The 13,839-nt window shown below is 71.1% G+C and carries 14 protein-coding genes and 1 tRNA gene; 12 read left to right on the top strand and 3 right to left on the bottom strand.

Annotated elements, in window-relative coordinates; translation table 11 throughout:
• The first annotated feature begins 25 nt into the window (after positions 1-25).
• From rsmA to ODJ79_RS23840, 6 genes are all read left to right on the top strand, one after another.
• Complete coding sequence (gene rsmA / locus ODJ79_RS23865; protein WP_263025774.1) at positions 26-916, top strand: 16S rRNA (adenine(1518)-N(6)/adenine(1519)-N(6))-dimethyltransferase RsmA; 891 nt, start codon at positions 26-28, stop codon at positions 914-916.
• Entirely contained in the window at positions 913-1,083 is a 171-nt protein-coding gene (locus tag ODJ79_RS23860; protein ID WP_263025773.1) for a hypothetical protein, read from the top strand. The genes rsmA and ODJ79_RS23860 overlap by 4 nt, the downstream gene beginning before the upstream one ends.
• Positions 1,080-2,027 carry a 4-(cytidine 5'-diphospho)-2-C-methyl-D-erythritol kinase gene (locus ODJ79_RS23855; protein ID WP_263025772.1) on the top strand — a complete coding sequence of 316 codons (948 nt, stop codon included), beginning with the start codon at positions 1,080-1,082 and terminating at the stop codon, positions 2,025-2,027. Before ODJ79_RS23860 ends, ODJ79_RS23855 begins: the two co-directional genes overlap by 4 nt.
• A gap of 111 nt (positions 2,028-2,138) precedes the next feature.
• On the top strand, positions 2,139-3,941 hold the full coding sequence (locus ODJ79_RS23850) for an ABC-F family ATP-binding cassette domain-containing protein (protein WP_263025771.1): 1,803 nt from the start codon (positions 2,139-2,141) through the stop codon (positions 3,939-3,941).
• An 80-nt stretch (positions 3,942-4,021) separates the two neighbouring features.
• Entirely contained in the window at positions 4,022-4,483 is a 462-nt protein-coding gene (locus ODJ79_RS23845; protein WP_263025770.1) for a DUF4383 domain-containing protein, read from the top strand.
• Positions 4,483-4,944, top strand: coding sequence for a DUF4383 domain-containing protein (locus ODJ79_RS23840; protein ID WP_263025769.1), 462 nt, complete (start codon positions 4,483-4,485; stop codon positions 4,942-4,944). Before ODJ79_RS23845 ends, ODJ79_RS23840 begins: the two co-directional genes overlap by 1 nt.
• A gap of 24 nt (positions 4,945-4,968) precedes the next feature.
• Here the strand turns inward: ODJ79_RS23840 and ODJ79_RS23835 are convergent, their stop codons facing one another.
• Both ODJ79_RS23835 and ODJ79_RS23830 read right to left on the bottom strand, forming a co-directional pair.
• Entirely contained in the window at positions 4,969-5,571 is a 603-nt protein-coding gene (locus tag ODJ79_RS23835; protein ID WP_263025803.1) for a TetR/AcrR family transcriptional regulator, read from the bottom strand.
• Positions 5,572-5,702: 131 nt separating this feature from the next.
• Complete coding sequence (locus tag ODJ79_RS23830; protein ID WP_263025768.1) at positions 5,703-6,650, bottom strand: acyl-CoA desaturase; 948 nt, start codon at positions 6,648-6,650, stop codon at positions 5,703-5,705.
• Positions 6,651-7,109: 459 nt separating this feature from the next.
• Here ODJ79_RS23830 and ODJ79_RS23825 point away from each other — a divergent pair.
• The 3 genes from ODJ79_RS23825 to ODJ79_RS23815 all read left to right on the top strand — a co-directional run bounded on the left by ODJ79_RS23825 (position 7,110) and on the right by ODJ79_RS23815 (position 9,907).
• Positions 7,110-7,180, top strand: a tRNA-Gln gene (locus tag ODJ79_RS23825).
• A 65-nt stretch (positions 7,181-7,245) separates the two neighbouring features.
• On the top strand, positions 7,246-8,733 hold the full coding sequence (glmU, locus tag ODJ79_RS23820) for a bifunctional UDP-N-acetylglucosamine diphosphorylase/glucosamine-1-phosphate N-acetyltransferase GlmU (RefSeq protein WP_263025767.1): 1,488 nt from the start codon (positions 7,246-7,248) through the stop codon (positions 8,731-8,733).
• A gap of 193 nt (positions 8,734-8,926) precedes the next feature.
• Complete coding sequence (locus ODJ79_RS23815) at positions 8,927-9,907, top strand: ribose-phosphate diphosphokinase (protein ID WP_263025766.1); 981 nt, start codon at positions 8,927-8,929, stop codon at positions 9,905-9,907.
• On the opposite strand, the gene ODJ79_RS23810 is transcribed toward ODJ79_RS23815, so the two are convergent.
• Entirely contained in the window at positions 9,887-10,078 is a 192-nt protein-coding gene (locus ODJ79_RS23810; RefSeq protein ID WP_263025765.1) for a hypothetical protein, read from the bottom strand. The two genes, ODJ79_RS23815 and ODJ79_RS23810, sit on opposite strands and share 21 nt — an antisense overlap.
• A 505-nt stretch (positions 10,079-10,583) precedes the next feature.
• Here ODJ79_RS23810 and ODJ79_RS23805 point away from each other — a divergent pair.
• From ODJ79_RS23805 to ODJ79_RS23795, 3 genes are all read left to right on the top strand, one after another.
• Positions 10,584-11,213 carry a 50S ribosomal protein L25/general stress protein Ctc gene (locus ODJ79_RS23805; RefSeq protein WP_263025764.1) on the top strand — a complete coding sequence of 210 codons (630 nt, stop codon included), beginning with the start codon at positions 10,584-10,586 and terminating at the stop codon, positions 11,211-11,213.
• A gap of 81 nt (positions 11,214-11,294) precedes the next feature.
• Positions 11,295-11,882 (top strand): aminoacyl-tRNA hydrolase, encoded by a 588-nt coding sequence (gene pth, locus ODJ79_RS23800; protein ID WP_263025763.1) that lies wholly within the window; start codon positions 11,295-11,297, stop codon positions 11,880-11,882.
• 141 nt (positions 11,883-12,023) lie between these two features.
• Positions 12,024-13,835, top strand: coding sequence for a sugar transferase (locus ODJ79_RS23795; protein ID WP_263025762.1), 1,812 nt, complete (start codon positions 12,024-12,026; stop codon positions 13,833-13,835).
• The last annotated feature ends 4 nt before the right edge of the window (positions 13,836-13,839 follow it).

Genomic DNA, 13,839 nt, shown 5'->3' with positions numbered 1-13,839 from the left:
GCCCTCGGCCGTAGGCTCTGACCTCATGGCTGACGCACTGCTCGGCCCGGCGGAGATCCGGGAGCTCGCGACCCGCCTCGGCGTGTCGCCGACCAAGAAGCTCGGCCAGAACTTCCTGCACGACCCGAACACGATCCGCCGCATCGTGGCCGCCGCCGGTCTGCGCCCCGACGACGTCGCGCTCGAGGTCGGGCCCGGGCTCGGCTCGCTCACGCTCGGCCTGGTCGGCGCGGTCCGGCACGTACACGCCGTGGAGATCGACCCGAGGCTCGCCGCGGCGCTGCCCGAGACGGTGGCGGCGCCCAACCTGACCGTGCACCCGGCCGACGCGATGCGGGTCGGCGCCGCGGATTTCGACCCGGCGCCGACCATGCTGGTGGCCAACCTGCCGTACAACGTGGCGGTGCCGGTGGTGCTGCACCTGCTGGCCGGGTTGCCGACGCTGCGCGGCGGCCTGGTGATGGTGCAGAAGGAGGTCGCCGATCGGCTCACCGCGGGGCCGGGCTCCAAGGTGTACGGGGTGCCGTCGGTGAAGCTCGCCTGGTACGCGGACGCCCGGCCGGCCGGGAAGGTGCCGCCGGCGGTGTTCTGGCCGGTGCCCAACGTGGATTCCGGACTCGTGGCGTTCCTCCGGCGCACCCCACCCAGGGCGGACATCGACCGGTCTGACGTCTTCGCGGTGGTGGACGCGGCGTTCGCCCAGCGGCGCAAGACGTTGCGGGCGGCGCTGGCCGGCTGGGCGGGCGGGCCGCAGCAGGCGGAAAAGGTACTGGTGGCGGCCGGGATAGCGCCGCAAGCCCGGGGCGAATCGCTGACCGTGGCCCAGTTCGCCGAGATAGCCGCCGCGGCAAAACCGTCGGGCGTCGGCGGTAAGCTCAGCGCGTCCGGCAGACAGCCCGAGGAGGTGGACACATGACCGCCGAGTCAACCCAGCACGTCATGTGGACCCCCGACCCGATGCGGCACGTGCACGCCTACGGCTTGGTGGACGGCGGCTACGAGCCGGCCGGTGATTCCGATGAGGTGCAGCGCTTGAGCAAGCCGTTCGCCATCGAGGTGCCGATTCGGGAGACTGCTCCGTGACGGAGGCGTGGGGGCCGGACGACGACGAGCCGCGCCGGCACAGTGGGCCGGTGCGAGTGCGGGTGCCGGCCAAGATCAACCTGCATCTCGGGGTGGGTCCGCTGCGGCCCGACGGGTTTCACGAGCTGAACACCGTCTATCACGCGATCAGCCTGTTCGACGAGCTCACCGCCCGGCCGGGCGACACGCTCGCGCTGACCATGGAGGGCGAGGGCGCCGGGTCGCTCGCGCTCGACGAGAGCAACCTGATCATCCGGGCGGCGCGGGCCTTGGCGGCGCGCACCCGGGTGCCGGCGCACGCCCGGCTGCATCTGCGCAAATCGATCCCGCTCGCCGCCGGGCTGGCCGGGGGCAGCGCCGACGCGGCCGCCGCGCTGATCGCCTGTGACCTGCTCTGGGGCACCGGGATGTCCCGTGACGAGCTGGCCGAGGTGGGCGCGACCCTCGGGTCGGACGTGCCGTTCCTGCTGCACGGCGGTACCGCCCTGGGCACCGGGCACGGCGAGGCGGTCAGCCCCATCCTGGCCCGGCCCACCACCTGGCACTGGGTCGTCGCGCTCGCCGACGGCGGCCTGTCCACCCCCGAGGTGTACGCGAAGCTCGACGGCCTGCGGGAGAGCCCGTTCCCGCCCAAGGCGCTGGCCGGCGCCGACGATCTGATGGCCGCGCTGCGCCAGCGCGACCCGGCGGTGCTCGGCGCGGCTCTCGGCAACGACCTGCAGCCGGCCGCCATCGCGCTGCGCCCCGAGCTGACCGCCGTGCTGGAGGCGGGCCGCGCGGCCGGCGCCGTGGCCGGCCTGGTCTCCGGGTCCGGGCCGACGTGCGTGTTCCTGGCGTCCGACGCTGCGCACGCCGAGCGGTTGGCCGCCGACATCAACGCCGCCGGCGTCTGCCGCGAGGCGCTGGCCGCCCGCGGCCCCATGCCCGGAGCCCGGGTCACTTAGCCGCAATCCAGCCGGCTCGGTGTCGGCGGCGCGGGTCGTTTGGCCGTGGCTCCCCCCTGAGCGCGACCGGGCGCGGGGCGGCGACGGCGGCGCGGGTAACGTAGTTCCATCGTGGCCAACATCATCAACCTGGACCGGGTGAGCAAGGGGTACGGCGCCGCCGGTCAGCTGCTCACCGACGTGTCGCTCGGGCTGGACGACGACGCCCGCGTCGGCATCGTCGGGCTCAACGGGGCCGGCAAGTCGACCCTGCTGCGGCTGCTCGCCAAGGCCGAGGAACCCGACTCCGGGCGCGTCACCCACCGCCGTGACCTGCGCGTCGCCACTCTGCCGCAGACGCTCGACCTCGCCGCCGAAGCGACCGTGCGGGACGTCGTGCTCGGCACCGGCTGGCTCGCGCAGGGCATGGGCGCCGAGCACGAGTGGGCCGGCGACGCGGGCGTGCGGGCCATCCTCGACGGCCTCGGCATGGGCCACCTCGGGCTGGACACGCCGGTCGGGCCGATGTCCGGTGGCGAGCGCCGCCGGGTCGCGCTGGCCGCGCTGCTGGTCCGCGACAGCGATCTGCTCATCCTCGACGAGCCCACCAACCACCTGGACGTGGCCGGCGTCGACTGGCTCGCCCGCTATCTGCTCACCCGCCGCGGGGCGCTGTGCGTGGTCACCCACGACCGCTGGTTCCTCGACGCTGTCTGCACCGCGACCTGGGAGGTCGTCGACGAGCAGGTGTACGCGTACGAGGGCGGCTACGCGGCCTGGATCCTCTCCCGCGCCGAACGGCAGCGGGTAGCCGCCGCGATCGAGGCCCGCCGGCAGAACCTGCTCCGCAAGGAAATCGCCTGGCTGCGCCGTGGCCCGCCGGCCCGCACCTCCAAGCCCCAGTTCCGGATCGACGCGGCCAACGCGCTGATCGCCGACGTGCCCCCGGTCCGCGACACGGTGAGCCTGCAGCGGCTGGCCGTCACCCGGCTCGGCAAGCAGGTCTACGACCTCGAGAACGTGACGCTGACCGCGGGCAGCAAGCCGATCCTGGACGGCCTCACCTGGCAGGTCGGGCCGGGCGACCGGATCGCCGTGCTGGGCGCCAACGGGGCCGGAAAGACCACCCTGCTTCGCCTGCTCGCGGGCATCAGCACGCCGGCCGGTGGGCGGCTGGTCACCGGCTCGACGGTGCGGGCCGCGTTCCTCTCCCAGGAGCTCAAGGAGCTGCCCGGCGACCTGCGCCTGCTCGAAGCCGTCGAAGAGGTCGCCAAGCGGGTCAAGCTCGGTGACCGGGAGTTGTCCGCGGGGCAGCTGGCCGAGGTGTTCGGCTTCACCGACAAGCGGATCTGGACGCCGGTGAGCGACCTGTCCGGCGGCGAGCGGCGCCGGCTGCAACTGCTGCGCCTGCTGGCGACCGAGCCGAACGTGCTGCTGCTCGACGAGCCCACCAACGACCTGGACACCGATACGCTCGCCGCGCTCGAGGACCTGCTCGACTCCTGGCCGGGCACGATGATCGTGGCCAGCCACGACCGCTACCTGGTCGAGCGGGTCACCGACACCGCGTACGGGATGTTCGGCGACGGCCGCCTCGTGCACCTGCCCGGCGGCGTGGACGAGTACCTGACGCGTGCGGCGGCCCGCCTGGCCCCGGGCGTACGGGAAACGCAGTCGCCAGCGCAAGTGACGCCCAGCGCGGCCGGCCTCTCCGCGGGTGAGGTTCGCCAGGCTCGCAAGGATCTTGCCCGGTTGGAGCGGCAGCTGGGCAAGCTCGAGGAGCGAATCCTCAAGATCAATGAGCAGCTGGCCGAGCACGGCAGCGACTACTCCAAGATCGTCGAGCTGGAAGCGCAGCTCAAGGCGGTCCAGGAGGAGCGTGGCCAGGTCGAGGAGGCCTGGCTCGAGCTCGCGGAGATTGTGCCCGAAAACTGATCCGGGGGGTGTGGCTGCGCCGCTTCAGCGGGATACGCCAGAATCGGCCTGGACAACACCTGAGCTTGGAGACGGACACCATGGCGCACAACCCCGTCAACCACCCGCTGCGGCCGCTGTACCGCGTCGTCGGCTTCCTCGCCGGCGCCTACCTGGTCGTGTTCGGGATCGTCGGCCTGATCCGGACCTCCGGCGAGGAGCTCACCGGCGCCAACGACAAGACCGTCCTCGGCCAGGGCACCAACACGCTGCTGTCGATCATCATGCTGGCCGTCGGCGTCATCGTGCTCATCGCCACCGCGATCGGCCGCAACGTCGACACCGCCGTGAACAAGTACTTCGGCTGGGGCCTGCTCGTCCTCGGCACCTTCGGCCTCGCGTTCAGCCGCACCGACGCCAACATCTTCGGGCAGGACATCCACACGGTGGTCGTCACCTACATCGTGGGCCTGGCGCTGATCACCTCGAGCCTCTACAGCAAGGTCGCGCCCGCCGGGGAGGCCGGCGCGCCGCGTCAGGTCCGGGAGGGGCGCGCGGCCTGATGGCGCACTACCCGGTCAATCACCACCTGCGTCAGGTCTACCGCCTCCTGGCGGGCCTCGCCGGCCTCTACTTCGCGCTGGTCGGCATCATCGGCATCGCGAAGACGTGGGGTGACCCGTTCTTCTACCGGGAGGGCGGCGACTGGTCGCTCGGGCTGCGGGTCAACCCCGCCTCCGCCTGGCTCTACGCGATCGTCGGCCTCGTGCTGCTCGGCGTCGTGCTGCTCGGCGGCAACCTGCTGCACCGGGTCGCGATCGTCCTCGGCTGGGGGCTGTGCGGCGTCAGCGTGCTGGTGATGGCGTTCATCCAGACCGACGCCAACGTCCTGCACGCCTCGATGATCAACGTGATCGTGACCATCGTCCTCGGGCTGGTCACGCTCACCGCCGGCCTGTACGCGAAGGTCGGCAGCCGCGACGCCGCCGACGCCGAGGCAGCGGCGGCGCACAACCCCCGCTGACTCAGGCGCCGCTGACTGCGGCCGTCAACGCGTCTTGCGGGTCAGCAGGGTGGGCTTCGGCTCGAGATGGGACAGGCCGTTCCACGCCAGGTTCACCAGGTGGGCGGCCACCATCTCCTTCTTCGGCTTCCGCGCCTCCCGCCACCACTGGCCGACCAGCGCCACCATCCCGACCAGCGCCTGCGAATACAGCTCCGCGAACTTCGGGTCCAGGCCGCGGCGCTTGAACTCGTCGCCCAGGATGTGCTCCACCTGGTGCGCCACGTCGTTCATGACGCTGGAGAAGTTTCCCGCCGGGGACAGCACCGGTGACTCGCGGACCAGCACCCGGAAACCGTGCGGCTCGTCCTCGATGTAGTCGAGCAGGGCCAGCGCCGCCTGCTCCAGCAACTCCCGTGGATGCCCCGCGGTCAGCGCCGCGGCGATCCGGTCGAGCAGGGAGCGCACCTCGCGGTCGACGACGACCGCGTACAGCCCCTCCTTGCCGCCGAAGTGCTCGTACACCACCGGCTTCGACACCTTCGCCCGGGCCGCGACCTCCTCGACGCTGGTCGCGTCGAAGCCACGCTCGGCAAACAGCTGCCGGCCGATCGCGATCAGCTGTTCCCGCCGCTGCGCGGCCGACATGCGGACCCGGGGAGGGGTCGCCGCCGGCCGCTGCCGCCGCACACGAGGCTGGTCGCCGCTGCTGTCGCCGGAATCGGTCACCTGGACATCCTGCCAGGTGTGCCCTTTGTCCATCTCCCCCGTGGCCGCCGTCACGCCTTGGTCATCTTCGCGGCGAGCCGTTCGTGGTTCGGCCACTTGACCGCCCAGGCCGCGCCCGTCTTCTCGAAAAGCCAGATCACCCGGGCCGAGATGTCGATCTGACCGCGCAGCACACCGTGCCGGGCGCAGGTCGGATCCGCGTGGTGCAGGTTGTGCCAGCTCTCCCCGAACGACACCAGCGCGAGCGGCCAGAAGTTCGAGGCCTTGTCCCCGTTGCGCACCTCGAAGGGGCGCTCGCCGTACACGTGACACACCGAGTTGATCGACCACGTGATGTGGTGCAGCAGGCCGATCCGCACGATGCCGGCCCAGAAGAACGCGGTCAGCGCGCCCTGCCAGGACCAGGTCACCAGGCCACCGATCAGGGCCGGCCCGAGGGTCGAGAAGATCACGAGCGCCGGGAAGGCCTTGTCCACCCGGTCGATGTCCTCGTCGGCCAGCAGGTCCGGCGCGAACCGCTCCCGGTTCGACAGCTCGCGGCTGAACATCCACCCCATGTGCGCGAACCAGAGGCCCTTGGTGAGCGCCCAGTAACCCGTGCCGTACCGCCACGGCGAGTGCGGGTCACCCTCCTGGTCGCTGAACATGTGGTGCCGCCGGTGGTCGGCCACCCACTGGATGATGTTCCCCTCGATCGCCAGTGAGCCGGCCACCGCCAGGGCGACCCGCAGCCAGCGCTTCGCCTTGAACGAGCCGTGCGTGAAGTACCGGTGGAAGCCGACCGTGATGCCCAGGCCGGACACCACGTAGAAGACGGCGCCGATGGCGATGTCGGTCCAGGACAGCCAGCCACCCCAGGCGACCGGGACGGCAGCCAGGACGGCCAGGAACGGGATGACCACGAACGCGTACAGGGCGATGAGGACACCCCGGGCCTGCGGGCCCTCGGTGAGCGGCTTGGGACCGGCGTTGGGTGCGGCCTCGGCGGTGGTTGTCATGGCACCTCACTGAACTTGGGGGGCGGCTGGTCGATCTGGGGGGAGCTCGGCGCCGGAGGAGATCAATTACTTACGCCTACGTCACCGTAACTTACGCCACCGTAGCCGGAGGATGTCCCGACTCCAAGGGGATCGCCGAACCAAATTTGCGCGTCGGTCCGGGTGTGTCCCGGGCGCAGCTCATGAGGTATTTGCGGGTGGGAAACAGCACGCTGACCGATGGGTTGCGCGGCACCGGGCGGGCCGAGGCGTCGCGGCGACCGCGTGCCCGGAAGGCACTCGAGCCGTCCATCGTTAGACGGAACGTGCGGCCGCCGGATTCGCTACGTGCCCAAGTCAGGCCGCCTCCGGCGGGAAGTGGAGGGAGTGATGGGCGGGATTGCCGCGGTAGGCGATGAGTGGCGTACCGCTAGGATGTGATTGAAGGTCATGGCCCAACGGGGAAATGTCCGAATTAGGTCCCGGATCGTCTAATGGTAGGACCGTGGCTTTTGGTGCCATTTATAGGGGTTCGAATCCTCTTCCGGGAGCAATGCGCCCTGCGGTTGTATCGTCACCGCCGTTGAAAGTGCCTCAGCGAACAATGGAGTCCCGCGTGAGCCAGGCCCCCCGTCGTACCGTGATCGTTCTTGCCGCCGGGGAGGGCAAGCGGATGAAGTCCGCCACCCCCAAGGTGTTGCACACGCTGCTCGGGCGCACGCTGCTCGGGCACGTGCTGGTGGCGGCGGGAGCGGCCGAGGCCGAGCAGACGGTGGTCGTGGTCGGGCACCAGGCCGAGCAGGTGCGCGAGCACCTGGCCGAGGTGGCGCCGGCCGCGGTGCCGGTGCTGCAGGCGGTGCAGAACGGGACCGGCCACGCCGTGCGGATCGCCCTGGAGGCGGTGCCGGAGGCGACCGGGACGGTCGTGGTGCTCAACGGGGATGTGCCGCTGCTGCGACCGGAGACGGTGGCCGGCCTGATCGCGGCGCATGAGTCGGCCGCGCATTCGGCCACCGTGCTGGCGGCGGCGGTGGACGACCCGAGCGGGCTGGGCCGGATCGTGCGGGACGCGAGCGGTGACCTGGCGCGGATCGTGGAGGAGCGGGACGCGTCGGCCGCGGAGCGGGAGATCCGGGAGATCAACGCCGGTATCTACGCGTTCGACGTGGCGGCGCTGCGGGCCGCGCTCGGGAAGCTGTCCACCGACAACGACCAGGGCGAGGAGTACCTGACCGACGTGTTCGCGCTGCTGGTCGAGGTGGGCAGCCCGGTGGGCGTGTTCGTGGCGCCGGATGCCGACGAGACCCTGGGCGCGAACGACCGGGCGCAGCTGGCCGACCTGCGGGCGCTGATGCGCGACCGGGTGAACACGGCGTGGATGCGGTCGGGCGTGTCGATCCTGGACCCGGCGACGGCGTGGATCGATGTCACGGTCACCCTGGAGCCGGACGCGGTGATCGATCAGAACACGCAGCTGAAGGGCGCCTCGTCGGTGGCGGCGCACGCGGTGATCGGGCCGGACACGACGCTGGTCGACACGTCCGTGGGGGTCGGCGCGACGGTGCTGAGGGCGCACGCGGTGGGCGCCGAGATCGGGCCGGAGGCGGCGGTGGGTCCGTTCTCGTACCTGCGGCCGGGGACCAGGCTGGGCCGGAAGTCGAAGATCGGCGGGTTCGTCGAGGCGAAGAACTCCGAGCTCGGCGAGGGCGCGAAGGTGCCGCACCTGTCGTACGTGGGCGACGCCACGGTCGGCGCGCGGGCGAATGTCGGCGCCGGCACCATCGTGGCGAACTACGACGGGGTGCGAAAGAGCCGTACGACCATCGGCGAGGCCGCGTTCGTGGGGTCGGACACCGTGCTGATCGCGCCGGTGGAGGTCGGGCCGGGGGCGTACGTGGCGGCGGGCTCGGCCATTGCGACCGACGTGCCGGCCGGAAACCTGGGTGTGTCGCGCGCGAAGCAGCGGAACGTGGAGGGCTGGACGGCCCGGCGCCGGCCGGGCACCACCTCGGCGGCGGCCGCCGAGCGGGGTGCGGCGGCGGCCGAGCGGGGTGCGGCGGCCGAGCGGGACGCGGCGGCCGGCGAGGCGTCCGAGGCCGAATGACGAGGCGTCCGAGGCCGAACCGCGGCGTCCACCGAGCCGGATGATCTCGCGTCCGGGCGTGCCGTAGGGAAGGCTGGGGCTACCGGCGGGGTGAGGCATCCCACCCGGCGCGCTCGAGGGCATGGCATGTGGGTGGCCTCGGGGGATACTTCTGGTGACTACACCCCCTCGATCCAACGGGAGCAGCGAGCCGATGGGCAGCATCGTCGCGGAGAACCGTAAGAGTCTGATGCTTTTCTCCGGCCGGGGCTTCCCGGAGCTGGCGGAGGAGATCGGCCAGGTGCTCGGCGTGGCGCCGACGCCGTCGGACTCGTACGAGTTCGCGAACGGCGAGATCTTCGTGCGTTTCAAGGATTCGGTACGCGGGTCGGACGCCTTCGTCGTGCAGTCGATGACGGAGGGCGTGAACCGGTGGGTCATGGAGACGCTCATCATGATCGACGCGTTGAAGCGTGGGTCGGCGAAGCGGATCACCGTGGTGCTGCCGTTCTACCCGTACGCCCGGCAGGACAAGAAGCACCGCGGCCGGGAGCCGATCTCGGCCCGGCTGGTGGCCGACCTGCTGAAGACGGCGGGTGCCAACCGGATCCTGACGGTGGACCTGCACACGGCGCAGATCCAGGGCTTCTTCGACGGGCCGGTGGACCACCTGTTCGCGATGGACATCCTGGCCGAGCACGTGGAGCGGAAGTTCGCGGGCCGGCCGCTGACCGTGGTGGCGCCGGATTCCGGCCGGGTGCGGGTGGCGGAGCGGTGGACCGACCGGCTGGGCGGCTGCCCGCTGGCGTTCATCCACAAGACCCGGGACCCGCTGAAGCCCAACCAGGTGGTCGCGAACCGGGTGGTCGGCGAGGTCGAGGGCCGGGTGTGCCTGATCGTCGACGACATGATCGACACCGGCGGGACGATCACGAAGGCCGCGGACATCCTGTTCGACGAGGGCGCCGCGGACGTGATTGTCGCCTCGACGCACGCGTTGCTGTCCGACCCGGCGACCGAGCGGCTGAAGAACAGCCGCATCTCGGAGCTGGTGGTGACGAACACGCTGCCGCTGCCCCCGGAAAAGCGACTCGACAAGATCACGGTGCTGTCGATCGCCCCGCTCCTGGCCCGCGCAATCCGCGAAGTCTTCGACGACGGCTCAGTAACCACCCTATTCGGCGGCCTGAGCTAACCCACCGCCAACCCCCGCGCCAACGCCACCCCACGGCGTGACCCGCGCCAACGCCACCCACGGCGTGACCCGCGCCAACGCCACCCACGGCGTGACCAGCGCCAACGCCACCCACGGCGTGACCAGCGCCAACGCCACCCACGGCGTGACCCGCGCCGAGGCCACCATCATTTCCCAAGGGCCCCGTACCACGGAACGGCCCGCGATCGCCCCGCTCGTGAGGAGGCAGTCGATTCCCGTCGCCGCGGGGTTTGCGGCGCCGGGAATCGCCTGCCTCCTCACGAGCATCAAAGGGGCGATCGCCCGCGGAGCGAAGCGAAGCCAGCCAGCTCAGCCGCACGGGACTCCCCAAATCGGGACCGGCCAGCCCAGCCGCACGGGACTCCCCAAAACGGGACCAGCAAGCTCGGCAATTGCATCCGCCCGACCCGCTGAACAGCCGCAAAACGTCGTGGGTAAGATAGAGCGGTTGCCACGGCGAGGGTGCCCCGCGGTCTGCTGAGGTTCGCAGCCGCTCGGAGGCACCGTGATCGACGCGGTGCTCCGGGCCTGTGCCCAGCGCGCCTTCCCTTGCCCGGCAGCGCCGACGAACGGCCGCAAGCCGATCGCCACTGCCGGACCCAGCAGCCCGCCGACTTACGACGCAGCCCGATCGAAGAGTTTCAGGAGTTTCCCCGTGTCCGAGGTAAAGATCAGCGCCGAGCCCCGCACCGAGTTCGGCAAGGGTGGTGCCCGCCGCACGCGCCGGGCCGGTTTGGTGCCCGCCGTGCTTTACGGCCACGGCGAGAAGCCGCAGCACATCGCGCTGCCGGCCCGAGAGTTCGCGGCTGCCATCCGGCACGGCGGGCTCAACCAGGTCTTCACGATCGACATCAACGGCGCGTCGGGCACCACGCTGGCGCTGCCGAAGGCCATCCAGCGCGACCCGGTCAAGGACACGTACGAGCACGTGGACCTGCTGATCGTGAAGCGCGGCGAGAAGGTCCAGGTCGACGTCCCGGTGACGCTGACCGGCGAGGCCGCCCGGAACACGCTGGTCGTGCACGAGTCGACCACGCTGGCCGTGGTGGCCGAGGCGATGCACCTGCCGTCCGGCTTCGAGGTCTCGATCGACGGCCTCGAGGCGGGCACCCAGGTGACCGCCGCCAGCGTGACCCTGCCGAGCGGCGTGGAGCTGGCCGTCGACCCCGAGTTCGTGCTGGCGATCGTGTCGCAGGCGCAGACCGCCGAGCAGCTCGAGGGCACCGAGCCGGCCGCCGAGGGCGAGGGCGACGAGGCTGCCGCCGAGGGTGCGTCGGAGGAGTAAATCCGCCGCCGGCGGTACATGGCTGTGATCAGGGAAAGCGTCCGAGCCGGGCGCTTTCCCTGACGTGTATCTGGAGGGGCAGTGAGCGACGAGTCGCCGTGGCTGGTGGTCGGCCTGGGCAACCCGGGCAAGGAATACGCCGGTAACCGGCACAACGTGGGCTTCATGGTGGCCGACCTGCTGGCGTCCCGGATGGGCGCCAAGTTCGGCCGCGCGAAGCGCGCGCACGCCGACGTGGCCGAGGGGCGGACGACCTTCGGCGGGCCGAAGCTCGTCCTGGTGAAGCCGCTGACCTACATGAACCTGTCCGGTGCGCCGGTCGTGTCGCTGGCCCAGTTTTTCAAGGTGCCGGTGGCGAACGTGATTGCCGTGCATGATGAGCTTGACGTGCCGTTCGGGCAGGTACGTGCGAAGCGAGGCGGCGGTGAGGGTGGCCACAACGGGCTGCGCTCGATGTCGAAGTCGCTGTCGAGCAAGGAGTTCGCGCGGGTCCGTTTCGGGATCGGGCGGCCGCCCGGCCGGCAGGATCCGGCGGACTACGTGCTGTCCGACTTTTCCGGCGCGGAGCGTAAGGAGCTGGAGTTTCTCGTCGACCGAGCGGCGGACGTCGTCGAGGCGATCGCGCTCGAAGGCGTGGAGTGGGCGCAGAACAAATACCACGGCGGTTGATCTCGCGGGCCGAAACGGATAGATCATTTGAGGGGTTTTGTCCGTCCGATAGTCCCGTGACGGAGGCCGCTGTCCGTGCGTTGGTCACACGTATGCACCGTTGGGTGTGTCGGGCCGGCGAGGCGGGGGGAGGTCTTCGGGGTGCAGCAGGAGGCGGCGCGGCAGGAGGCCGTCGAGGACTCGTTGCTGACCGAGACGACCGTCCCTCTGCCGGAGGCCGGTCCGGGGGCCCCGGCCGGCCGCTCGTCCCGGAACAGCAAGATCCTGGTTCCGTTGAGCCCGGCGCCGCCGAAGCTGAGCCCGGGGCCGTCGCCGAAGCCGAGCCCAGGGCCGTCTCCGAAGCTGAGCCCGGGGCCGCCCCCGAAGCCCAGCCCGGCGCCGCCGAAGCCGAAGCCGGACAACGCGCCGCCGCGGGCGGCGCGGGGTGCCGGGCAGCGCGAGCGGAACCGGGCGGTCGACCGGCACTGGTCGGACCGGCGGAACCGGACGGCGGCCGAGCGCTCGCCCGCCCGCCCGTTCGTGCGGGTGCGGGGCCGGCACGCGGCGATGTCCCGGCGGCAGCGCTGGGAGCACCGGTACGTCCGCGTCCTGGTGCTCTGCGACCTGCTGGCCGGTGGCGCGGCCGGCGGGGTGACCTTCGGGCTGCGGTTCGGCGACGAGGTGACCGCGTACAACCGGGGCTACATGTTCCTCACCGGGTTGCTGCCGTTGTTGCTGCTGGCCGTGCTCGGGTTCTGCCGGGCGTACGAGCGAAGGTTCCTGTTCGTCGGCACCGACGAGTATCAGCGGGTGCTGCGGGGCGGGGTCGGGCTGATCGCGGGCGCGGCGCTCGTCTCGTACGCGCTCGATCTTGATCTGGCCCGAGGCTATGTCCTCGCCGCCGTGCCCACCGCGATCGTCACCTCGGTGGTGTGCCGGTTCGTGCTGCGCAAGCGGCTGCATCTGGCCCGGTCGAAGGGCGAGAACCTGCGCCGGGTGCTGCTCGTCGGGCACGAGCTGTCGGTGATCGGGATGACCCGCCAGCTGTGCCGGGAGCGATATCACGGGCTCGAGGTGGTGGGCGCGTGCCTGCCGCCGGGGCACGACGGCGTCGGGGTGGGTGTGCTGCCGGTCTATGGCACGTTCGACGACGTGGCGAACGCGGTCGACCTGGCCGAGGCGGACACCGTGGTGGTGCTCAGCTGCCCGGAGCTCGACGGGGTCCAGTTGCGCCGGCTGGCCTGGCGGCTGGAGCGCGACGACGTCGACCTGATAGTGGCGAGCGCGCTGGTCGACGTCGCGGGCGGACGGACCACGATCCGGCCGGTCGACGGGCTGCCCATGCTGCACGTCGAGCATCCCCGGCTGCACGGCGGCTCGCGCCTGGTCAAGGAGGCGTTCGATCGGGTCGGCGCGCTGGCCCTGCTAGCCGTTTTCGGGCCGTTGCTCCTGACTGTCGCACTGTGTGTGCGCTTGACCTCGCGCGGGCCGGTACTCTTTCGTCAGGTACGGGTCGGCCGGGACGGCAGTCACTTCCGTATCTTCAAGTTCCGGAGCATGTATCTGGACGCTGAGGCCCGGCTTGCCGAGCTCCGGCATCTCAACGAGCAGGACGGGGTGCTCTTCAAGATCCGTGACGATCCGCGGGTGACCCGGGTCGGCCGGTGGTTGCGCCGGTTCTCGCTGGATGAGCTGCCGCAGCTGCTGAACGTACTGCTGGGCCAGATGTCGCTGGTCGGGCCCCGACCGCCGTTGCCGTCGGAGGTGGCCGCGTACGCCGGCGACGTGCGGCGTCGCCTAGCCGTGAAACCCGGCATGACGGGCTTATGGCAGGTTTCCGGACGAGCGGACCTGCCGTGGGAGGAAGCCGTGCGGTTGGACCTGCGCTATGTGGAGAACTGGTCCCTCAGTTTGGACCTGGTGATCCTTTTACGGACGATGACGGCCGTGGTGCGCTCGTCGGGAGCGTATTGAGTGA

The sequence above is a fragment of the Actinoplanes sp. KI2 genome, from assembly GCF_025630775.1.
Classification (GTDB): Bacteria; Actinomycetota; Actinomycetes; order Mycobacteriales; family Micromonosporaceae; genus Actinoplanes.
Note: the sequence above shows the minus strand (reverse complement) of the source record. Positions and strands in the feature narration are given on the sequence as shown.

Excerpts from the sequence above, each read along its gene's own strand:
- rsmA (WP_263025774.1), top strand. The coding sequence starts at position 26 with ATGGCTGACGCACTGCTCGGCCCGGCGGAGATCCGGGAGCTCGCGACC.
- ODJ79_RS23860 (WP_263025773.1), top strand. The coding sequence starts at position 913 with ATGACCGCCGAGTCAACCCAGCACGTCATGTGGACCCCCGACCCGATG.
- ODJ79_RS23845 (WP_263025770.1), top strand. The coding sequence starts at position 4,022 with ATGGCGCACAACCCCGTCAACCACCCGCTGCGGCCGCTGTACCGCGTC.
- ODJ79_RS23840 (WP_263025769.1), top strand. The coding sequence starts at position 4,483 with ATGGCGCACTACCCGGTCAATCACCACCTGCGTCAGGTCTACCGCCTC.
- ODJ79_RS23835 (WP_263025803.1), bottom strand. The coding sequence starts at position 5,571 with ATGTCGGCCGCGCAGCGGCGGGAACAGCTGATCGCGATCGGCCGGCAG.
- ODJ79_RS23830 (WP_263025768.1), bottom strand. The coding sequence starts at position 6,650 with ATGACAACCACCGCCGAGGCCGCACCCAACGCCGGTCCCAAGCCGCTC.
- ODJ79_RS23815 (WP_263025766.1), top strand. The coding sequence starts at position 8,927 with ATGGGCAGCATCGTCGCGGAGAACCGTAAGAGTCTGATGCTTTTCTCC.
- ODJ79_RS23810 (WP_263025765.1), bottom strand. The coding sequence starts at position 10,078 with ATGATGGTGGCCTCGGCGCGGGTCACGCCGTGGGTGGCGTTGGCGCTG.